Source organism: Streptomyces sp. NPDC036815, from assembly GCF_055609205.1.
Map to the genome: position 1 here is coordinate 131,489 of NZ_JBVJPW010000019.1, position 21,471 is coordinate 152,959.

At 72.4% G+C, this 21,471-nt stretch carries 14 protein-coding genes; 8 read left to right on the forward strand and 6 right to left on the reverse strand.

Annotation, left to right across the window (positions count from 1 at the left end; all coding sequences use genetic code 11):
- Positions 1 to 2: 2 nt before the first annotated feature.
- From nusA to ACZ69I_RS30395, 8 genes are all read left to right on the forward strand, one after another.
- Positions 3 to 992, forward strand: a complete 990-nt coding sequence (gene nusA, locus ACZ69I_RS30360; protein ID WP_470835777.1) for a transcription termination factor NusA — start codon at positions 3 to 5, stop codon at positions 990 to 992.
- Positions 993 to 1,124: 132 nt separating this feature from the next.
- Positions 1,125 to 1,403 carry a YlxR family protein gene (locus tag ACZ69I_RS30365; RefSeq protein WP_361720884.1) on the forward strand — a complete coding sequence of 93 codons (279 nt, stop codon included), beginning with the start codon at positions 1,125 to 1,127 and terminating at the stop codon, positions 1,401 to 1,403.
- A gap of 158 nt (positions 1,404 to 1,561) precedes the next feature.
- Positions 1,562 to 4,684 carry a translation initiation factor IF-2 gene (gene infB, locus ACZ69I_RS30370; RefSeq protein ID WP_467671955.1) on the forward strand — a complete coding sequence of 1,041 codons (3,123 nt, stop codon included), beginning with the start codon at positions 1,562 to 1,564 and terminating at the stop codon, positions 4,682 to 4,684.
- Between the two features lie 156 nt (positions 4,685 to 4,840).
- Positions 4,841 to 5,134 (forward strand): DUF503 domain-containing protein, encoded by a 294-nt coding sequence (locus tag ACZ69I_RS30375; RefSeq protein ID WP_467671957.1) that lies wholly within the window; start codon positions 4,841 to 4,843, stop codon positions 5,132 to 5,134.
- Positions 5,135 to 5,184: 50 nt separating this feature from the next.
- Positions 5,185 to 5,640, forward strand: coding sequence for a 30S ribosome-binding factor RbfA (gene rbfA, locus ACZ69I_RS30380; RefSeq protein ID WP_470835779.1), 456 nt, complete (start codon positions 5,185 to 5,187; stop codon positions 5,638 to 5,640).
- Positions 5,637 to 6,545, forward strand: coding sequence for a tRNA pseudouridine(55) synthase TruB (gene truB, locus ACZ69I_RS30385; protein WP_467671961.1), 909 nt, complete (start codon positions 5,637 to 5,639; stop codon positions 6,543 to 6,545). Before rbfA ends, truB begins: the two co-directional genes overlap by 4 nt.
- A gap of 407 nt (positions 6,546 to 6,952) precedes the next feature.
- Positions 6,953 to 10,525: a trypsin-like peptidase domain-containing protein gene (locus ACZ69I_RS30390; protein WP_470835781.1), complete on the forward strand. Its 3,573-nt coding sequence runs from the start codon at positions 6,953 to 6,955 to the stop codon at positions 10,523 to 10,525.
- 149 nt (positions 10,526 to 10,674) lie between these two features.
- On the forward strand, positions 10,675 to 11,628 hold the full coding sequence (locus ACZ69I_RS30395) for a bifunctional riboflavin kinase/FAD synthetase (protein ID WP_470835782.1): 954 nt from the start codon (positions 10,675 to 10,677) through the stop codon (positions 11,626 to 11,628).
- Between the two features lie 132 nt (positions 11,629 to 11,760).
- Here ACZ69I_RS30395 and ACZ69I_RS30400 read toward each other — a convergent pair whose 3' ends face one another.
- From ACZ69I_RS30400 to ACZ69I_RS30425, 6 genes are all read right to left on the reverse strand, one after another.
- Positions 11,761 to 12,768: an ABC transporter ATP-binding protein gene (locus ACZ69I_RS30400; protein ID WP_470835783.1), complete on the reverse strand. Its 1,008-nt coding sequence runs from the start codon at positions 12,766 to 12,768 to the stop codon at positions 11,761 to 11,763.
- Between the two features lie 29 nt (positions 12,769 to 12,797).
- Positions 12,798 to 13,826: an ABC transporter ATP-binding protein gene (locus tag ACZ69I_RS30405; protein ID WP_470835784.1), complete on the reverse strand. Its 1,029-nt coding sequence runs from the start codon at positions 13,824 to 13,826 to the stop codon at positions 12,798 to 12,800.
- The gene (locus ACZ69I_RS30410; protein WP_470835786.1) at positions 13,823 to 14,773 is read right to left on the reverse strand and encodes an ABC transporter permease; all 951 of its coding nucleotides are present in this window, start codon (positions 14,771 to 14,773) and stop codon (positions 13,823 to 13,825) included. Before ACZ69I_RS30410 ends, ACZ69I_RS30405 begins: the two co-directional genes overlap by 4 nt.
- Complete coding sequence (locus ACZ69I_RS30415) at positions 14,770 to 15,864, reverse strand: ABC transporter permease (RefSeq protein ID WP_467671973.1); 1,095 nt, start codon at positions 15,862 to 15,864, stop codon at positions 14,770 to 14,772. Before ACZ69I_RS30415 ends, ACZ69I_RS30410 begins: the two co-directional genes overlap by 4 nt.
- A 3-nt stretch (positions 15,865 to 15,867) precedes the next feature.
- Positions 15,868 to 17,757: an ABC transporter substrate-binding protein gene (locus tag ACZ69I_RS30420; protein ID WP_470835787.1), complete on the reverse strand. Its 1,890-nt coding sequence runs from the start codon at positions 17,755 to 17,757 to the stop codon at positions 15,868 to 15,870.
- Positions 17,758 to 18,063: 306 nt separating this feature from the next.
- Positions 18,064 to 21,420 carry an SCO5717 family growth-regulating ATPase gene (locus ACZ69I_RS30425; RefSeq protein WP_470835789.1) on the reverse strand — a complete coding sequence of 1,119 codons (3,357 nt, stop codon included), beginning with the start codon at positions 21,418 to 21,420 and terminating at the stop codon, positions 18,064 to 18,066.
- Between the last annotated feature and the right edge of the window lie 51 nt (positions 21,421 to 21,471).

Consider the following 21,471-nt stretch of genomic DNA (forward strand, 5'->3'; position numbering starts at 1 on the left):
CCGTGGACATCGACATGAGTGCCCTGCGGGGTCTGGTCCGGGAGAAGGAGATCTCCTTCGACCTCCTCGTCGAGGCGATCGAGTCTGCCCTCCTCATCGCCTACCACCGCACCGACGGCAGCTTCCGTCGTGCCCGCGTGAAGCTGGACCGCGAGAGCGGCCATGTGACGGTGTGGGCGACGGAGGACCCGGCGGACCTCGAAGAGGGGCAGGAGGCCAAGGAGTTCGACGACACCCCGTCCGACTTCGGCCGGATCGCCGCGACGACGGCCAAGCAGGTCATCCTGCAGCGGCTGCGCGACGCCCAGGACGACGTGACCCTCGGGGAGTACGCGGGCCGCGAGGGCGACATCGTCACCGGTGTCGTCCAGCAGGGCCGCGACCCGAAGAACGTGCTCGTCGACATCGGCAAGCTCGAGGCCATCCTGCCCGTCCAGGAGCAGGTGCCGGGCGAGGAGTACCCGCACGGGCTGCGCCTGCGCAGCTATGTCGTCCGCGTGGCCAAGGGCGTCCGCGGCCCCTCCGTGACGCTGTCGCGTACCCACCCGAACCTGGTGAAGAAGCTCTTCGCGCTCGAGGTCCCGGAGATCGCCGACGGTTCCGTCGAGATCTCGGCGATCGCCCGCGAGGCCGGCCACCGCACCAAGATCGCGGTCCGTTCGACGCGCTCGGGGCTCAATGCCAAGGGCGCCTGTATCGGCCCCATGGGCAGCCGTGTGCGCAATGTCATGGCCGAGCTCAACGGCGAGAAGATCGACATCGTCGACTGGTCCGACGACCCGGCCGACATGGTCGCCCACGCGCTCTCCCCGGCCCGCGTCAGCAAGGTCGAGATCGTCGACCTCGGCGCGCGCTCGGCCCGGGTGACCGTGCCGGACTACCAGCTGTCGCTCGCCATCGGCAAGGAGGGGCAGAACGCCCGTCTGGCCGCGCGCCTCACGGGCTGGCGCATCGACATCCGGCCCGACACCGAGCAGCCGGCCGACCAGTAGCGACCAGCGGTGGAGCCGCCGCCGGGAATAAATTCCGGGCGGCCACCGCTTCGATCACGACAGTATGTGGCGAGTAGCCGTTCGATTCTTGCCCCAAAGGGGTGAGGTCGGTGCGGGGAGGTAGACTTAAGCGTGTCTGGCCGGACGCATGCCCGCGCATGCCCTGAGCGCACCTGTGTGGGGTGCCGGGAGCGAGCGGCCAAGAGCGAACTGCTGCGCATCGTGGCGAAAGAGGGCGCCTGCGCCCCCGATCCAAGCGGTACGCTGCCCGGCCGGGGTGCGTATGTACACCCCGCCCTGGTCTGTCTAGACCTGGCGGTCCGCCGCCGGGCGTTCCCGCGGGCCTTCCGAGCCCAGGGGCCGCTCGACACGGAGGCGCTGCGCCGGGCTGTCGAGACGGTTGCCCAGTAGGCAACAACGCAAGACGTGGCTGTACGGAACCCCGTGCGGCCCTGGTACCCCGCGAGTTGGAAGTAGGTCGAGATTGCGATGAGCACTCGATGAGCACGCGATGAGTACGCCCATGAAGTAGCGACGGTCCGGCGTAACCCGGACCTAAAAGGAGCGAAGTGGCTAAGGTCCGGGTATACGAACTCGCCAAGGAGTTCGGTGTAGAGAGCAAGGTCGTCATGGCCAAGCTCCAAGATCTCGGTGAATTCGTACGTTCGGCGTCCTCGACGATCGAGGCGCCCGTGGTACGCAAACTGACTGACGCATTCCAGCAGGGCGGTGGCAACGGCAAGTCCGCCGCCAAGCCCGGCGCGCCGCGCAAGCAGGCCGCCCCCAAGCCGCCGACCCCGTCGGCGCCTTCCCCCGCGCAGGCCGCCCGTCCGGGTCCGGCCGCGCCCAAGCCGCCGGCGCCCAAGCCCGCCGCGGCCGAGAAGCCCGCTGCTTCGCCGGCGACCCCGGGCCCGCGCCCGACGCCCGGCCCGAAGCCGCCGGCCCCCAAGCCCGCGCCGGCCTCGCCGGCTCCGGCCGCCCCGGAGTTCACCGCTCCGCCCGCCGCCCCGGCCGCTCCGGCAGCCCCCGCGGCCCCGCAGGCCCCCCGCCCGAGCGCCGCTCGTCCGGGTGCCCCGAAGCCCGGTGGCCGTCCGGCCCCCAGCCAGGGCCAGGGTCAGGGTCAGGGCCGTGGTGACCGCGGCGACCGTCAGGGTGCTCCGCGCCCCGGCGGCCAGGGTGGCGCCCCGCGTCCCGGCGGTGCCCGTCCCGCGGGTCCGCGTCCGGGCAACAACCCCTTCACCTCCGGCGGCTCCACCGGCATGGCGCGCCCGCAGGCGCCCCGTCCGGGCGGTGCCCCGCGTCCCGGCGGCCAGGGTGGCCCCGGCGGTCCCGGCGGCGCCCCGCGCCCGCAGGGCCAGGGCGGTCCCGGCGGCGCTCCGCGTCCGCAGGGCCAGGGTGGCGCCCGTCCGACCCCGGGCGGCATGCCTCGCCCGCAGGGCGGCGCTCCGCGTCCCGGCGGCGGTCCCGCCGGTAACCGTCCGAACCCGGGCATGATGCCGCAGCGTCCCGCCGCGGGTCCCCGTCCCGGCGGTGGCCCCGGTGGCGGCGGCGGTCGTGGTCCGGCCGGCGCAGGCCGTCCCGGTGGCGGCGGTCGTCCGGGTGGCGGCGGCTTCGCCGGCCGTCCCGGTGGCGGCGGCGGTGGCTTCGCGGGTCGTCCCGGTGGTCCCGGTGGCGGCGGCGGTGCCGGTCGTCCCGGTGGTGGCGGCGGCTTCGGCGGTCGTCCCGGCTTCGGTGGCCGTCCCGGTGGTCCCGGTGCCCGTGGTGGCACGCAGGGTGCGTTCGGCCGTCCCGGCGGGCCCGCCCGTCGTGGCCGCAAGTCGAAGCGGCAGAGGCGCCAGGAGTACGAGGCCATGCAGGCCCCGTCGGTGGGCGGCGTCATGCTGCCTCGCGGCAACGGACAGATCGTCCGCCTGTCGCGCGGTGCCTCGCTGACCGACTTCGCCGAGAAGATCAACGCCAACCCGGCGTCGCTCGTCGGCGTGATGATGAACCTCGGCGAGATGGTCACCGCCACGCAGTCCGTCTCCGACGAGACGCTGAAGCTCCTCGCGGACGAGATGAACTTCGTCCTGGAGATCGTCAGCCCGGAGGAGGAGGACCGCGAGCTCCTCGAGTCGTTCTCCATCGAGTTCGGTGAGGACGAGGGCGGCGAGGAGATGCTCGTCTCCCGTCCGCCGGTCGTGACCGTCATGGGTCACGTCGACCACGGTAAGACCCGACTCCTCGACGCCATTCGCAAGACGAACGTCGTCGCGGGCGAGGCCGGTGGCATCACCCAGCACATCGGTGCCTACCAGGTCGCGACCGAGGTCAACGGCGAAGAGCGCGCCATCACCTTCATCGACACCCCCGGTCACGAGGCGTTCACCGCCATGCGTGCCCGTGGTGCGAAGTCCACCGACATCGCGATCCTCGTGGTCGCGGCCAACGACGGTGTGATGCCGCAGACGATCGAGGCGCTGAACCACGCCAAGGCGGCCGACGTGCCGATCGTGGTCGCGGTCAACAAGATCGACGTCGAGGGTGCCGACCCGACCAAGGTGCGCGGTCAGCTCACCGAGTTCGGTCTGGTGGCCGAGGAGTACGGCGGCGACACGATGTTCGTCGACATCTCCGCGCGCCAGGGGCAGAACATCGAGCAGCTGCTCGAGGCCGTGGTCCTGACCGCGGACGCCTCGCTCGACCTGCGGGCCAACCCGGAGCAGGACGCGCAGGGCATCGCCATCGAGGCCCACCTCGACAAGGGCCGCGGCGCCGTCGCGACCGTCCTCGTCCAGCGCGGTACCCTCCGCGTCGGCGACACGATGGTCGCCGGTGACGCGTACGGCCGAGTCCGCGCGATGCTCGACGACAAGGGCGAGAACGTCGAGGAGGCGACCCCGTCGACTCCCGTCCTCGTCCTCGGTCTCACCAACGTGCCGGGTGCCGGCGACAACTTCCTGGTTGTCGACGAGGACCGTACGGCGCGTCAGATCGCCGAGAAGCGTGCCGCCCGTGAGCGCAACGCCGCGTTCGCCAAGCGCACCCGCCGGGTGTCCCTCGAGGACCTCGACCAGGTGCTCAAGGCAGGCCTGGTGCAGGACCTCAACATCATCATCAAGGGCGACGCGTCCGGTTCGGTGGAGGCTCTCGAGTCCTCGCTGCTCCAGCTCGACGTCGGTGAAGAGGTCGACATCCGCGTGCTGCACCGCGGTGTGGGTGCGGTCACCGAGTCCGACATCGACCTGGCGATGGGCTCCGACGCCATCGTCATCGGCTTCAACGTCCGCGCGGCCGGACGTGCCGCGCAGATGGCGGAGCGCGAGGGCGTCGACGTCCGCTACTACTCGGTGATCTACCAGGCCATCGAGGAGATCGAGGCGGCCCTCAAGGGCATGCTCAAGCCGGAGTACGAGGAGGTCGAGCTCGGCACCGCGGAGATCCGCGAGGTCTTCCGCTCGTCCAAGCTCGGCAACATCGCGGGTGTCCTCATCCGGTCCGGCGAGGTCAAGCGCAACACCAAGGCCCGCCTGCTGCGCGATGGCAAGGTCATCGCGGAGAGCCTCAACATCGAGGGTCTGCGCCGCTTCAAGGACGACGTCACCGAGATCCGCGAAGGCTTCGAGGGCGGTATCAACCTCGGCAACTTCAACGACATCAAGATCGACGACGTCATCGCGACGTACGAGATGCGCGAGAAGCCGCGCGGCTGATCAGTTCACTGATCTGATCCGCTCGGTTCAGTGTCGGGGCCGGTCGACGGGGAAAATCCCGTCGATCGGCCCCGGCCGTTCCGTGTACGGTTCTTGTGTCCCTGCCAAGCGGTTGGCGGGGCCTCGACCCCGTACCGGCGGGACATCCGGACACACATGTATGTGGGGACTCTGTCCTTCGATCTGCTCCTCGGCGACGTACATTCGCTGAAGGAGAAACGCTCCGTCGTCCGTCCGATCGTCGCCGAGCTCCAGCGCAAGTACGGAGTGAGCGCGGCGGAAGTGGGCGGTCAGGACCTGTACCGCAGAGCCGAGATCGGCCTCGCGGTGGTGTCGGGCGACGTGGGCCACCTCCACGACGTACTGGACCGGTGCGAGCGCCTCGTCGCCGCCCGGCCCGAAGTGGAGCTGCTGTCGGTACGACGGCGGCTGCACGGCGACGACGATTGAACACAGCAAGACAAGCCCAGGGAATGCCCGGGGATAAGGGAGACGGAGCAGTGGCCGACAACGCGCGGGCGAAAAGGCTGGCGGACCTCATCCGAGAGGTGGTTGCTCAGAAGCTGCAGCGCGGGATCAAGGACCCGCGGCTCGGCACGCACGTGACGATCACGGACACCCGGGTGACCGGCGACCTGCGGGAGGCCACGGTCTTCTACACGGTCTACGGCGACGACGAGGACCGGGCGGCGGCGGCCGCGGGCCTGGAGAGCGCCAAGGGCGTACTCCGGTCGGCGGTCGGCCAGGCGGCGGGCGTGAAGTTCACGCCGACGCTGGCCTTCGTCGCGGACGCCCTGCCGGACAACGCCAGGGCCATCGAGGACCTGCTGGACAGGGCACGGCTCTCGGACGCCAAGGTGCGTGAGGTCTCGGCGGGCGCCGAGTTCGCGGGCGGTGCCGACCCGTACCGCAAGCCCGAGGACGACGAGGACGAGGACGGCGACGCCCCCGCATGAGCAAGAGCAGCACCACCACGCCGGACGGACTCGTCATCGTCGACAAGCCGTCCGGCTTCACTTCGCACGACGTGGTGGCCAAGATGCGCGGGATCGCCAAGACCCGTCGCGTCGGGCACGCGGGCACCCTCGACCCGATGGCGACGGGCGTCCTCGTGCTCGGCGTCGAGCGCGCCACCAAGCTCCTCGGTCACCTGGCGCTGACCGAGAAGGAGTACCTGGGCACCATCCGCCTCGGACAGAACACGATCACCGACGACGCCGAGGGCGAGATCACCTCGTCCACCGACGCGTCCGGGGTCACCCGCGAGGGCATAGACGCGGGCATCGCCAAGCTCTCCGGCGCCATCATGCAGGTGCCGTCGAAGGTCAGCGCGATCAAGATCGACGGAAAGCGGTCGTACGCGCGGGCCCGCAAGGGCGAGGACTTCGAGATCCCCGCCCGGCCCGTGACGGTCTCCGCCTTCACGGTGTACGACGTCCGCGAGGCCGTGGCCGAGGACGGCACGCCCGTCCAGGACCTGGTCGTCTCGGTCGTCTGCTCCTCCGGTACGTACATCAGGGCGCTCGCCCGCGACCTGGGCGCGGACCTCGGCGTCGGCGGCCACCTGACCGCGCTGCGCCGCACCCGCGTCGGCCCCTACAAGCTGGACGCGGCCAAGACCCTCGACCAGCTCCAGGAGGAGCTGACGGTGATGCCCGTGGCCGAGGCCGCGGAGCGGGCGTTCCCGCGCTGGGACGTGGACGAGAAGCGGGGCCGGCTGCTCCTGAACGGCGTACGGATCGACATGCCCGAGGAGTACGCGGGTGTGGGCGCCGTCGCCGTCTTCGATCCGGAGGGCCGCTTCCTGGTCCTGGCGGAGGAGTCGCGGGGCAAGGCGAAGAGCCTGGCGGTTTTCGCGTAGCGAGAGCGGTGATCCCGTGGCGGGGCGGCAGCCCTGCCAGGGGCGTCCGCCACGGGGCGGTGGTCCCGTCGTGGAGCGGTGGTCCCGCCACGGAGCGGTGCTCCCGCCAGAGAGCGGTGGTCCCATCGTGGAGTCGCAGCCCCGCCGCGGAGCGGTGCTTCCGCCACAGAGCCGCAGCCCCGCCCGCGGATCAGTGATCTCGTTGCGGAGCGGCGGACTCGCGTCCGCCGCTCCGCGATCCCCCCACTAGAGGTGTATCCATCGCCACCCGCCGATTCACCCCATCGAGCAGGCGCTCGGAGTGAACCGCGGGGTCGGAAGGGGGCGCGTTCGCGTCGCCGTCTGTCCCGCCGATCACCCCCGACCTACGGTCGGTGCATAACGGGGCATCGTGGGGAGGTTCGAGCATGGCGGGACGCGGCCCGCGGTCCGGGCGTGCCGGAGACGCGGGGGAGCGGGGCGGCGCCTCGGCCCCGGCGCCCGACCGGTCCGTGGTGCGGGTGTGCGATCTCGCGGGACGCCCGCGGGGCACGGGGTTCGCCGCCGACGAGGACGGCACGGTCGTCACGAGCCACGAAGCGGTCGACGGTCTGGCCCGGATCGTCCTGCACGCCCCGGGCGAACGCACCTGCGTGGTGCCCGCCGACGCCGTGGAGGCACTGCCCGCCGTCGGCCTCGCGCTCATCCGCACCGAGGGACTCGGCCTGCGGCCCCTCCCCGTCACCGTGCGGGACTCCGTCGCGACCGGCACCTATGTGCGGATCGCCGCGCACGGCTGGCGCGAGGCACGCATTCTCGGCTCCTCGCCGGTGACGTACACGGCGACGGACCGCTTCCACTTGGTGGCCGCCGCCCTGGAACTGGCGATCGGCACGGACGGCGCCGACGCGCTGCGGCTCGGCGGCGGAGCCGCGGGCGGTCCGGTCGTCGACACCTCGTCCGGCGCCGTCCTCGCCGTCCTCGGGACCGCCCTGCTGCCGCAGACCCCCGAACCCGCCCCGCCCGCCCAGGGCGCCTGCACCCACCGCTCCGCGGGCTACGCGCTCCCGCTGCGGGACGCGGCCGCCGCCGATCCCGCCGGGCCGCTCGCCGCGCTCCTCGCCCACAACGCCGCGACCGTGCCCGCGTACGGCGAGGACCTCAACCTCGCGGGCGCGCTGCACCTCACCGCCACCTCCACAGGCTCCGACGGACCGCGTACCCCGCTCCACGAGCCCGTCGAACGTCCCGATACGGCAAGGGAGTTCACGACCTTCACCGCGGGCCCCGCACGCGTGCTCGGGCTCGTCGGCGACCCGGGCGCGGGCCGCACCACGGAACTGGCCGCGCTCGCCGCGCGCCGGGCACGGGGCGCCGAGCCCGCCCCCACGCTGTGGCTGCGCGGCGCCGACCTGCGCGGCACGGACATCTCCGTGGCCGACGCGGTGGAGCGGGCGCTGGAGCGGGCCGGGCGGATCCTGGAGGCGGCGGACGAGGCCCCGACGGACCGCGGCCTCGGCGGCATCTCGGCCGCCCGGGTCGCACGGCTCGTACGGGACGCCGGGCGGCCGCTGCTCCTGCTGCTCGACGGCCCCGAGGAGATGCCGCCCGCGCTCGCCCACCGCCTCGCGGAGTGGAGCGGGGGCACGGCCCGCTGGCTGCGGGAGACGGGCGCACGCCTCGTCGTCGCCTGCCGCGCGGAGTACTGGGAGCAGGCCGGAGCCCACTTCGACGCGGCGTCGCTGCACGGGACGGACGAGAGCGCGGGGCTCCCCGGCTGCGTACGCCTCGGTGATCTGCCGGAGCCGCAGGCCCGCCGGGCCCGCGTGGGGTACGGCATCCCGGACGGCGCGCTCGCCCCCGCCGACGCGCGGCATCCGCTGGCGCTGCGGCTGCTCGCCGAGGTGCGGGCCGCGCGGCCGGACGCGCCGCCGCCGGGCACCCCGGACCGGCCGGAGATCTTCGCGGCCTACCTCGACCTGCTCTGCCTGCGGGTCGCGGTGCGGCTCGCCGCCGCGAACGGACTGCGCGGGAGTGCGGTGCGCCGCCTCGCCGCGACGGTGTCCGGGCAGGTCCACGAGGCGGCGCGGAGATGTCTCGGGCCCGGCCAGGGGGAGCTGGACACGGCCGCCTTCGAGGAGGTCTTCCCGTGGGGGACGCTCGCGGGCTGTACGGGGTGGGCGCCCGCCGTCCTCACGGAGGGGCTGCTCGTGCCCGCCGGCGCCGGGTACCGCTTCGCACACGAGGAGCTGGCCGACTGGATCCAGGGGGCGCACCTGGACGTGGACGGCGCGCTGACGTCGTTGGTCCACCGGCACCGGGGCGCGGCCCGGACCCCGGCCGTCCCGGAACAGCGCCGCCGCGGGCGGGCCCCGGCGCCCGCTCCCCGCCCGTTGCCGGTGCCCAGGCACCGCATCGGCCCGGTGATCCAGGCCCTGCTGTCGCTGGGCCGCCAGCACGGCGCCGCGGAGCTGGCCTCGCGCCTGGTCGGCCTGGCGGACGCCCTGGTGGACTTCGCCGACGGGCCGCCACCTGCCGAAGGGGCGGAACAGGGGGCCGAAGGAGCGGACGCGGACGACACCGGGGACGCCGCCTGGTGGGCCGCCCACCTGCTCGGCGAAGTGCTGCTGCGGGTGCCCGACGCCTCCCCGTACCTCGCCGTGCTCGAACCCCTCGCCGAGCGGGGGGAGTTCGGGCCCTCCTTCTGGCTGACGCTGCCGCTGCGCGAGGCCGAGCGCTTCGCGCTGCTGCGGCGGCTCGTCGTGCACGACGGCCCCCCGGGCACCCCGGACCGCTGCCTCGACGCCGTCGCCGAACTGCTCGCCGCCGACCCCGCGGGCGTCCAACCGCACCTCGCGCGCTGGTTCACCGACGAACGGCCGCTGGCCGCCGCGCCCGACGCCACCGTCGCCTCCGCCGCCCAGGCGCTGCTCCACACCCACCGGCACCACGCCGTCGACGACCTCGTCGAGACCCTCGTCGACTGCGCCGACACCCGCGCCGACGAACTGCTCACCGCGCTCGCCGAGGAGGAGCCCTCCGCCGTCTGCCGCGCCGTCGGCCGCTGGGCCCGCGACGAGTGCCCCGCCCGGCGCGTGGCGGCCGCCGCCTACGGCCCGCTCGTCGCCCCGCACACCACCGGCCGCACCGATCGCGAGCTCCTGCGGCACGCCGCCTTCGCGCTGCTCGCACCCGCCGACGACACCCTGCACGGCTCCGCGCTCGCCCTCCTCGTCCACGACCCGCAGACCCGCTCGCGGCACCTGCCCCACGCCCTGTCCCGCTTCGCCGCCGGAGACCCCCGCCTCCCCGCGAGCGCCCTGGCCGCCGCCCTGGCCACCCACCCCGATCCCGTGCTCGACGCCTTCCGCGGCCGTCTGTACACGCCCGGAACGGTGCCCGAAGACGTGCTGTGCGCCCTCGCCGACGTGACCACTCCCGCGCTCGCGCGCCGGGTGGCCGACCTCGTGCACGACCTCCTGGAGGCCCGCCCCGAGGCGGCGGGCCCCGCCGCCGCGTACATCGACCGGCGGCTCGAACACGGCCCCGCCGTGCGCCCCGTCCTCTTTCCGCTGGTCGCCCGGCTGCTGCACAGCCGCCCCGCGCGGGTACGGGCCGCCCTCGCGCCCGTGCTCGCCGCCCCCGGCACCGCCGCCTCGCGCGACCTGCGGGACGAGCTCCTTGACGTCCTGCTCAGCGAGGAGCGGGACTCCGCCGTCCTGGAGAGCGTCCTGCGGTCGGTGGCCTCCGGGGTGGGGGAGCGCGGGGAGGCCCGTACCCGCGAGCGCGTGCACCGCACCGGGCTCCTGCTCGGCCGCACCCCGGAGGGCGCCTCCCGCTTCGACCGGCACCTCGTCGAACTGGCCCGCACCCGGCCGGGGTTCGCCGCGCTCGTCGCGGGCTGGATCGACGCCGCCCCGCAGGACTGGGCCGCGGTGGTCGGCCCGAGCGCCTGCCGCACCATCGAGGCTCTCGCGGGTGGCGTCCGGGTTCCCGCCTAGGTTCTCGCGCCCGGAGCGCGCGAGTGACCCCCGCCACTCCCTCCGGTGCGAGCCCCGACCCGTCGGCATGGCAGTCTTAGTCCTGCGCAATCGGCAATGGGAACGTACAGATGTACGTGACGTATACGGGTTCGGCGAGGAGCAAAGAAGTGCAGCGCTGGCGTGGCTTGGAGGACATCCCCCAGGACTGGGGGCGCAGCGTCGTCACCATTGGTTCCTACGACGGCGTGCACCGCGGTCACCAGCTGATCATCGGGCGTGCCGTGGAGCACGCGCGTGAGCTCGGCGTGCCCGCCGTCGTCGTCACCTTCGACCCGCACCCCAGCGAGGTGGTGCGCCCCGGCAGCCACCCGCCGCTGCTCGCCCCGCACCACCGGCGCGCCGAGCTGATGGCCGAGCTCGGTGTGGACGCGCTCCTGATCCTGCCCTTCACCGCGGAGTTCTCGAAGCTGTCGCCCGCCGACTTCGTCGTCAAGGTCCTCGTCGACAAGCTGCACGCGCGCGTGGTCGTCGAGGGCCCCAACTTCCGCTTCGGCCACAAGGCCGCGGGCAACGTCGACTTCCTGGCCGAGCTCGGCCGTACGTACGACTACGAAGTCGACGTCATCGACCTGTACGTCAGCGGCGAGGCGGGCGGCGGCGAGCCGTTCTCCTCCACCCTGACCCGGCGCCTGATCGCCGAGGGCGACGTGACGGGAGCGGCGGAGATCCTCGGCCGCCCGCACCGCGTCGAGGGCGTCGTCGTGCGGGGCGCGCAGCGCGGCCGCGAGCTCGGTTTCCCCACGGCGAACGTCGAGACCCTGCCGCACACCGCCATCCCCGCGGACGGTGTCTACGCCGGGTGGCTGCACGCCCAGGGCGAGGCGATGCCGGCGGCCGTATCGGTCGGCACGAACCCGCAGTTCGAGGGGACCGAGCGGACGGTCGAGGCCTACGCCATCGACCGCGTCGGCCTCGACCTGTACGGGCTGCACGTGGCCGTGGACTTCCTGGCCTACGTACGCGGCCAGGCGAAGTTCGACTCGATCGACCAGCTCCTCGTCGCCATGGCGGACGACGTGAAGCAGTGCCGGGAGCTTGTGGAGGCGGCGCGGGGCGCATAGGCGTCGTGTGTTGGCCGCGCAGTTCCCGCGCCCTGGGTGGAGCGCCCTGCGGGCGCTCTCCAGGGGCGCGGGGAACTGCGCGAGCAGCCCCCACCGGGCAGGCAGCCGCCGAAGTGCCGGTCCCGGCAGCCGCTAAGGCGCAGGCGCCGCCGCCCAGTGACACGCAACCTGCGTCTCGCCCCCACCCGAAAGCACCGCCAGATCCTCCCCGCGACAGCGGTCCGCGACCCCCGCCCGCTCCGCCTCCCCCGAGGCAAGCACCTGACACCGCGCGTGGAACCGGCAGCCGCCGGGAATGCGGGAGGGGTCCGGGGGCTCACCCGTGAGCACGACCGGATCGCCGGGCGCCTCGGGGAGCACCGACAACAGCGCCTGTGTATAGGGATGTTGAGGTGCCGTCAGCACCTCCTCCACCGTGCCCGTCTCGACGATCCGCCCCAGGTACATCACCGCGACCCGGTCCGCGATGTTCCACGCGAGCCCCAGATCGTGCGTCACCACCAGCGCGGAGAGGCCGAGTTCGTCGCGCAGTCGGAGCAGCAGGGCGAGGATCTCGCCGCGCACGGACGCGTCGAGGGACGCCACCGGCTCGTCGGCGACGATGAGTTCGGGGTCGAGGACCAGCGCGCCCGCGATGACGACGCGCTGGCGCTGGCCGCCCGACAGCTCGTGCGGATAGCGCAGGAAGAAGCGCTCCGGCGGCCGCAGCCCGGCCCGTGAGAGGGCCTCGGCGACCGCCGTCCGCTCGTCGCCCGCGTAGCCGTGGATGCGCAGCCCCTCCGCCACGGCGTCGTACACCGTGTGCCGGGGGTTGAGCGAGCCGCTGGGGTCCTGGAGGACCAGCTGGACCCGCTTGCGGTACGCCTTGAGGGCGCGGCCCGAGTAGTCGAGCGGCTTGCCGCCGAACGTCACCCGCCCGGTGGTCGGCGGCACCAGGCCGAGCAGCGAACGGGCCAGGGTCGTCTTGCCGCACCCCGACTCGCCGACCAGGGCCACGATCTCGCCGCCCTTGATGTCGAGGTCGACGCCGTCCACGGCCCGAGCGGTCGGCGCGCCGCGGCGGCCGGGGAAGGCGATGTGCAGACCCGCGGCGGACAGCAGGGGGCCGTCGGCCGCGGGCGGGATCGTGGCTGCGGTCATGCGCGGTTCCTCTTCACGGGGGCTCTCGGTCACGGCGTGCGCTCCGCCGCCGCGGGCGCCGACGTCGGCTGCGCCGGGAGCGGCGCGCCCGCGTGGACGCAGGCCGCGCGGTGGTGCGGCCCCGCGTCCCGCAGGGCCTGGTCCTCCGTGGCGCAGGTGTCGAGCGCGACCGGGCACCGGGGGTGGAAGGTGCAGCCCGTCGGCAGGTCGGACGGGTCGGGCGGGTCGCCGGGCAGGCCGCGCGGGGCGAACCGCGACGCCGCGTCGCCGATGCGCGGGAAGGCCGCCGACAGGGCCTTTCCGTACGGGTGCCGGGCGTTCTCGTAGACCTCGGAGGCGGGCCCCTCCTCGACGACGCGCCCCGCGTACATCACGGCGAGCCGGTCGCAGGTGTCGGAGAGCACCGCGAGGTCGTGGCTGATCATCATCAGCCCGAGGTCCTGCTGGTCCACCAACTGCTCGATCAGGCGCAGGATCTGAGCCTGGATCATCACGTCGAGCGCGGTGGTCGGCTCGTCGGCGATGATCAGACGCGGGTCGCAGGCCAGCGCCATCGCGATCATGACGCGCTGCCGCTGTCCGCCGGACAGCTCGTGCGGGTAGGCCTGCGCGCGGGCCGCGGGCAGCCCGACCTGTTCGAGGAGCTCGCCGACCTTCCTCTTGGCGCCCGCCTGCGTCGCCTTCTTGTGCAGCAGGATCGGCTCGGCGATCTGGTCGCCGATGCGGTGCACGGCGTTCAGCGAGTGCATCGCGCCCTGGAAGACGATCGACGCGCCCGCCCAGCGCACGGCGCGCACCCGCCCCCACTTCATGGTGAGCACGTCCTCGCCGTCTAGCAGGATCTCGCCGGACACCTTCGTGCCGGCGGGCAGGAGGCGCAGCAGGGCCAGCGCGAGGGTGGACTTGCCGCACCCGGACTCGCCGGCCACGCCCAGCTTGTGACCCGCGTCGACGTGCAGGTTGACGCCGCGGACGGCGGCGGCGCCGTTCGCGTACGTCACCTCGAGGTCGCGCACGTCGAGGAGGCGGTGGGGCTCGGTGGTCTGTACGTCGTTCAACGGGTGGCCCCCAGCCTGGGGTTGAGCACGGATTCCACGGCGCGGCCGCACAGCGTGAACGCCAGCGCGACGATCGCGATGGCGAGACCGGGCGGGGCGAGGTACCACCAGTGCCCGGCGCTGACCGCGCCCGCCTCGCGCGCGTCCTGCAGCAGGCCGCCCCACGAGACGTTGGTCGGGTCGCCGAGGCCGAGGAAGGCGAGCGTGGCCTCGGTGAGGATGGCGCCGGAGATGACCAGGGTGGTCTGGGCGAGGACGAGCGGCATGACGTTGGGCAGTACGTGCCGGGTCATGATGTGGCCGTGGCCGCCGCCCAGGGCCTGGGCGCGCTCGATGTAGGGGCGGGACTCCACCGCGAGGGTCTGCGCGCGCACCAGGCGCGCCGTCGTCGGCCAGGTCGTCACGCCGATCGCCAGGATGATCGTCCAGATCGAGCGGGACATCACGGAGGCGAGGGCGATGGCGAGGACCAGCGTCGGCATCACCAGGAACCAGTCGGTGACGCGCATGATGACGGTGGCGTACCAGCCCTTGAAGTGTCCGGCCGTGATCCCGACGAGGGTGCCGATGGCGACCGAGAGGACCGCGGCGAGCAGCCCCACGGAGAGCGAGATGCGCGCGCCCCACACCAGGAGGCCGAGCAGGTCGCGCCCGAACTGGTCGGTCCCCAGCGGGAATTCGCCGCTCGGCGACTCCATCGGCTTGCCCGGCGCCTCGGTCACGCTCTGCGCGTCCGAGCCGACGAGCAGCGGCGCGAAGACCGCCGCGAGGGCGATCAGGACGAGCGCGGCGAGACCGAGGAGTCCGGCCTTGTGCGTGCGGTACTCGCGCCAGAAACGGGCGGCGGAGTGCCGCCTGCGCGTCCAGGCCAGCGACCGCGCGCTCTTCGGCGCGGCCGGCTCGGCCGGCGTGGTCGTCGGGGTGGGAGGTGCGGATTCGGTCGTCATCGGCCCACCCGGGGATCGAGCAGCGGATAGATCACGTCGGCCAGGGTGTTCATCAGGATCACCGCGGTGGAGAAGACGAAGAACAGCCCCTGCACCAGTGGCAGGTCGGGCACGCTCAGCGCCTGGTAGAAGAGCCCGCCGAGGCCCGGCCAGGAGAAGACGGTCTCGACCAGGATCGCGCCCGCCACGACCGTGCCGAGGTTGACGAACATGAGCGTGACGGTCGGCAGCATCGCGTTCGGGACGGCGTGCCGACGCCGTACGAGGTCGTCCCTGAGCCCCTTGGCGCGCGCGGTCGTCAGATAGTCGCTGCCCATCTCGTCGAGCAGCGAGGACCGCATGACGAGCAGGGTCTGCGCGTACCCGACGGCGACCAGAGTGATCACCGGGAGCACCATGTGGTGCGCGACGTCGACGACGTACGCGAAGCCGGTCTCGCCCCCGGACTCCAGGCCACCGGTCGGGAACATGCCGGGGATCGGCCCGATCCCGACCGCGAAGACGATGATCAGCAGCAGGCCCAGCCAGAACGACGGCACCGAGTAGAGCGTCAGGGCGAGCCCGGTGTTGAAACGGTCGCCGAGCCCGCCGTTGCGCCAGGCGGTGCGCGTGCCCAGCCAGATGCCGATGAGGGTGTAGAGGACGTACGCCGTTCCGGTGAGGAGCAGCGTCGCGGGCAGCGCGTCGGTGATCTTGTCCATGACGGGCGCGTGGAACTGGTACGACGTGCCGAAGTCGCCGCTCAGGACATTGCCGGTGTAGTCCCAGAACTGGGCCATGACCGGCTTGTCGAGGCCGAACTCCTTGCGCATCGCGGCCAGTTGCTCGGCCGAGACCCGCTTGCCGCCCGTCATCTGCTTGACGGGGTCGCCGGGGATCAGCCGGAACAGGAAGAAGCTGGTGACGAGCACGGCGAACAGCGACACGAGCGCGCCGCCGAGCTTGCCCGCCACATAGAGGAGGTAGGCGCGGGTGTTGCGGGCACGCGGCCCGCGGGCCGACGCCGGCCCGGCCTCGGCCGGGTCGCCGTCGGCCCCGGGACCCAGCGGGCCCTCGGTGTCGAGCAGAGCGGGATTGCTGTCAGCGGTCATGCGTTACTCGCGGTCCTCTGCGGTCGAACGGCGGCGCAGGGCGAACAGGACTCCGCCGCCCACGAGCACCACCGCGGCAGCGGCGATACCGATGATGACACCGGTCGAGCTGCCGTCCTTGGAGGAACTCTTCCCATCCGCGGGCACGGCGGACCACCAGCTCCAATATCCGTCCTGGCCGTAGATGTTCCCGGCGGCCGTCGGCATGGTGGTGATGGACTTGATCTGGTCGGTGCGATAGGCCTCGACGGCGTTCGGGTACGCGAGGACGTTCATGTAGCCCGAGTCGTACAGCCACGACTGCATCTGCTTGACGATGTCGGCCCGCTTGCCCGGGTCGTACTCGGCGAGCTGCTTGTCGTACAGCCCGTCGAACTTCTTGTCGCAGATGAAGTTGTCGGTGGCCGCGCTCTCCTTGGCCTTCACCGGCAGCGCGGCGCAGGTGTGGATGCCGAGCACGAAGTCGGGGTCGGGGTTGACGGACCACCCGTCGAAGGCGAGGTCGTACTCACCCGCGTACCAGGGCACGGACACGTCGTCGAGACAGTTGACCTTGAGCCCGATCCCGAGGTCCCCCCACCACTCCTTCAGGTACTTGCCGACGGCCTTGTCGTTCGGGTCGGTGGCGTGGCACAGGATGCGGAACTGGAGCGGCTTGCCGTCCTTGCCGACGCGCCGGCCGTTGTCGTCCTTCTGGTAGCCCGCCTCGTCGAGGAGCCGCACGGCCTTCTTCGGGTCGTACTTCATCTCCTGCGCGGCCGACGGCTTCCACGCGTACTCGGAGAAGCGCGGCGGAATGTACCCCGCGCCCTCGACGGCGTGCCCCTGGAACACCTTGTCGACGAGCGCCTCGCGGTCGACGGAGAGGAAGAGCGCCTGCCGGACCCTCTTGTCCAGGAGTGCCGGGTTGCCGTCGCCGAACTTCTTGCCGTCCCTGGTCTTGGCCCCCGGGTTCGTGGCCAGCGCGAAGAAGCGCCGCCCCGGACCCTCGTTGACCTTGATGTCGTCCTCGTTCTTCAGGGAGGCGGCCTGCGCCGGCGTGAGCGCGGGCTGCCCGGCGACGAACGACACCTCGCCCTTCCTGAGCGCGGAGACGGCCGCGTCCTGGTCCTTGTACGTCTTGAAGACCAGCTCGTCGAACTTGGCCGGACCACGCCAGAAGCTCTTGTTGGCCTTCAGCTTCACGTACTGGTCGACCTTGTAGTCCGTCAGGATGAACGGGCCGTTGCCGACGACGGGGAAGTCCTTGTCGTTGTTGAACTTCGAGATGTCGTCGACCTTCTCCCAGACGTGCCGGGGAACGATCGGCACGTCCAGCGAGGCCATGGTGGCCTGCGGCTTCTTGAGCTCGATGACCAGCTTGGTGGGGCTGGGCGCGGTCACCTTCCTGAAGTTGGTGACGAAGTTGGAGTTCGCGGTGGCGGTGCCCTCCTTGGACATCACCTTGTTGAACGTCCACGCGGCGTCCTCGGCCGTGGCGGGCTTCCCGTCCGACCACTTGGAGTCGTCCCGGATGGTGTACGTCCAGGTCAGCTTGTCCGCCGACGGCTTCCACGAGGTGGCGAAACCGGGGATCGCCTTGTTGTCCTTGGCGTCGTAGTTCGTCAGGTACTCGTACGTCAGCCGGTGCAGGCTGGTGCTGAGCAGCCGCTGGGCGAGGAACGGACTGAGCGAGTCGACGCTCTGCGCCACGGCGACGGTGAGGACCTTCTTGCCGCCGTCGTCCTTGGCCGCCGCCTGCTGGAGGCCCGGATTGAGCGGCGTGGCAAGACCGGCCGTAAGAGTGAACGCGGCGGCGCCACCGGCGAGCACGAGCCTCAGGCGGCGACGGGGACGGGACGGGCTTGCTCTGTCGGGAACTGCTGCTCTGCCGTGCTGATCTTGTGTGTCCATGGGTCGGTGACCTCGCGTCATCGCTCGCGCAGGGATGGCTGGTTGCACGCTGGTGGATCAAGAGACGTCAGCTGGTGGATGTGTGTCTACCAGCGCCAGTCTGCGCACGTCAACGGCGGGTGAACCCCATGTGGCCTGCGGAAACAACGAGTTGACCGTGATTTCATCCGCATTGGTCAAGACCAGTGAAGCGTGGCTGGTGAGGGGGTGATGGGTGGGGTTCCCGCGGCGTGGGGCCGTTCATGCCGATGGGCCCGCACCGGGGGTGGTGCGGGCCCACTGATGAGCTGAGGTGAACGTGTACCGCTATGGCTGCGACTGCTGCGACTGCTGCTCCGGCGGGGGAGGCGGAGTCTGCTGCGGCGCACCCGGCTGGAAGGGCGCACCGGGCTGGAAGGGTGCGCCGGGCTGCACGGGCTGGGGCGCCGGAGGTGCTTGAGGCGCCTGGCCGGGCTGAGCCTGTACGTGGCCGGGCTGACCCTGCGCCTGCGGGGGCGGGGCCTGCCACCCCTGGGGTGCCCCCGGCTGCTGAGGGTAGGGCTGCTGACCGGCGGGCGGCTGGGGCTGGGGCTGGGGAGCGTAGGGCTGGGGTTGCTGGCCGGGCTGGGGCTGGGGAGCGTACGGCTGGGGCTGCTGACCTGGCTGCGGCTGAGGGGCGTACGGCTGAGGCTGGGGCTGCGACTGCCCCTGTCCCCCGTACGGCTGAGCCGGGACACCCGCGGCCCCCTGCTGCCCCGGCATCGGCGGAGCCAGGTGCGGCGGCGGATTCCCGTCCGACGTCCACAGCCCCTGCTTCTGCTGCGCCCGCACGAAGTCCTCGGCGACCAGCGCGGAGAGGTTGAAGTACGCCTCCCGCACCTTCGGCCGCATCATGTCGAGGTCGACCTCGGCACCGGCGGCGAGGTGCTCGTCGAACGGAACCACGACGACACCCCGGCACCGCGTCTCGAAGTGCGACACGATGTCGTCGACCTTGATCATCTTCCCGGTCTCGCGCACACCGGAGATGACGGTGATGGACCGCGAGACGAGGTCCGCGTACCCGTGCGCGGACAGCCAGTCCAGCGTCGTCGACGCGCTGCTCGCCCCGTCCACGGACGGCGTGGAGATGATGATCAGCTGGTCGGCGAGGTCGAGCACCCCGCGCATGGCGCTGTAAAGGAGCCCCGTACCGGAGTCGGTCAGGATGATCGGGTACTGCTTCCCGAGCACGTCGATGGCGCGCCGGTAGTCCTCGTCGTTGAACGTGGTCGACACGGCCGGGTCCACGTCGTTGGCGATGATCTCGAGCCCGGACGGCGCCTGCGAGGTGAAGCGCCGGATGTCCATGTACGAGTGGATGTACGGGATCGCCTGGACGAGGTCACGGATGGTGGCCCCGGTCTCGCGCCGCACGCGGCGGCCGAGCGTACCGGCGTCGGGGTTGGCGTCGATGGCGAGGATCTTGTCCTGCCGCTCGGTGGCGAGGGTGGCGCCGAGGGCGGTGGTGGTCGTCGTCTTGCCGACACCGCCCTTGAGGCTGATGACGGCGATCCGGTAGCAGGAGAGGACGGGCGTCCGGATCAGCTCCAGCTTCCGCTGCCGCTCGGCCTCTTCCTTCTTGCCGCCCAGCTTGAACCGCGATCCGCCGCCCGCGGGCCGACTGCTCTTGGTTTTCGGCTTGTTGTTGCGCAGCAGCCGGTCGGACGACAGCTCGACGGCGGCGGTGTAGCCGAGCGGGGCGCCGGGGTTGGTGCGCTCCCGCTGATCGTGCTGGACGGCCTGCGGCCAGGCGGCGCCGGTGCGGGGGTCGACGGGAGGTTGCGTTTCTTGGGGGGCGTGGGGTGGCTGGGGCTGGGGGTGGGGGTGCGGGTGTGACTGTGACGGCTGCTGCTGTTGTTGTTGCTGCTGCTGCGGGAAGCCGTAGCCGCTGGCTTGGGCGGGGGGCTGGGTTTGCGGCTGGGGCTGGGGGTGGGGCTGGGGAGCTTGCGGCTGAGGGGCCTGATACGGCTGCGGCTGCGGTTGGGCCTGCGGCTGCTGTGCCTGGTGCGGCTGCTGGGGCTGAACAGGCTGCTGTCCAGGGAAGGGCTGCTGCCCCTGCGGTGCGGGCGGCTGCGGGAACCCGTAACTGCCGCCCTGTACAGGCGGGTTGGGCGCGACAGGGGTCGGTGCCGGTGCCGGTGCCGGAGCGGAGTTCTGAGCGGGCGGCGGCGGGGTGGACGCGAAGGGCGCGCCGGGTGCGGGGGCAGGGGCGGGCTGTGGGAACCCGTACCCCCCCTGCGGAGCCTCGGGCGTCGGAGGGACCGGCGCGACGGGAGCGGTCCAGGCACCCGGCGCGGGCTGCGGAGCCTGAGCCTGTACGGGCTCGGGTGCGGGCGGCGCGGGCTGTACCGGCTGCGCAGGGGCGGCCGGAGCGGGCTGGGACGCGGGCCACTGCGGCGCCGAGGTCGGAGCCGCGGGCTGGAACGCGGGCGGCAACGGCGGGAGCCCGCCCTGCGGCGAGGGTGGCGGGGGAGTCCACGAGGGCGGCACGGAATCCTGTACGGGGACGTCGCCCGCGGCGGGCGCGGCGTCCTGAGGCCCGGCGTCGGCGGCTACGGTCCCGGAGTCAGCGTCATCCGCGTCACCGTCACCCGCGCCCCGTCCCTCGTCGAGCCCGTCCGGACCGTCCACGTCACCGACGGACGTACCGTCTTCGACGACACCTCCAGAGTCGGACGTGTCTGCGACCTCAGCCGTGTCTACGACGTCAGCCGTGTCTACGACGTCAGCCGTGTCTACGACGTTAGCCGTGTCTGCGACCTCGGACGCCTCCGCGGCGGCGGCACGCTCCTCGATCTCCTGCTTGAGGGCGCGAGCGGAGAACCGCATGGTGGCGCCACTCTCAAGATCACCGCTCCCGAAGCTCTCGTCGGCGTCACGCGCAGTCTCATTCTCAGGAACGCTGGCTTCGGCTTCGGCTTCGGCTTCCGCTTCGCCTTCGCCTCCGGGCTCGGTTTCGGACTCGACCTCACCCTTGGCCGCGGCCAAGGCATCGACCTCCTCCTTCGGCACGACGCCCGTCACGTGCACCGAGGCGGCAGGCCCGGCCAGGGCCCCGCTCCAGTCGGAGGCACCGCCACCGGAAGCCACCGGCGGCACGACGGGCGGCGCGGGCGCCGCGGCGGAGACAGCTTCCTCCGCAACCTCGGACTCCGGAGCCGCAGGCTGAAACCCACCCCCCACCGGCAGCTTCGGAAGGGCACTGGGCACACCGGCCGAAGGCGGATTCACCGGCGCCGGTGGAGCCGGAGGAGCGGAGAAGGACGGCATGACGGGGGGCAGAGGCGCGGCGGCACCCGCCCCGGAGCCCACGGCACCGGACTCCGCGGAACCGGACTCCGCCGAACCAGAGTCGGACGCACCGGAGCCGGACACACCAGAGTCGGACGCTGAAGAAGCGGGCGGCGTCAACGAAACAGGCGGCGTCAACGAGACAGGCGGAGTCGTCGGAGCAGGCGGAGAGGAGACGGGCGGCACGGAAGGCGTCTCGCCCGCACTCCCCGAAGCGTTCTGCGTGTACCAGGCGGGCGGCGCATAGTCGATGGTGAACTCGCCCGTCGTCTCGGCAGCGGACTCCGCGTCGGACTGATCATCGGCGGGTGAGTCCCAGCCCCCGCGGATCTCGTCCCGATCGCTGTTCACAATGCCTCCTGGTGTGGTCGAGCACCCTCGTGCCGTGGTGGGGGGCGACCG

What these genes read in the sequence shown, in the direction of transcription:
- ACZ69I_RS30390 (WP_470835781.1), top strand. Translation starts at nt 6,953, where the DNA reads ATGGCGGGACGCGGCCCGCGGTCCGGGCGTGCCGGAGACGCGGGGGAG.
- ACZ69I_RS30400 (WP_470835783.1), bottom strand. Translation starts at nt 12,768, where the DNA reads ATGACCGCAGCCACGATCCCGCCCGCGGCCGACGGCCCCCTGCTGTCC.
- ACZ69I_RS30415 (WP_467671973.1), bottom strand. Translation starts at nt 15,864, where the DNA reads ATGACCGCTGACAGCAATCCCGCTCTGCTCGACACCGAGGGCCCGCTG.
- ACZ69I_RS30375 (WP_467671957.1), top strand. Translation starts at nt 4,841, where the DNA reads ATGTATGTGGGGACTCTGTCCTTCGATCTGCTCCTCGGCGACGTACAT.
- ACZ69I_RS30420 (WP_470835787.1), bottom strand. Translation starts at nt 17,757, where the DNA reads ATGGACACACAAGATCAGCACGGCAGAGCAGCAGTTCCCGACAGAGCA.
- ACZ69I_RS30410 (WP_470835786.1), bottom strand. Translation starts at nt 14,773, where the DNA reads ATGACGACCGAATCCGCACCTCCCACCCCGACGACCACGCCGGCCGAG.
- truB (WP_467671961.1), top strand. Translation starts at nt 5,637, where the DNA reads ATGAGCAAGAGCAGCACCACCACGCCGGACGGACTCGTCATCGTCGAC.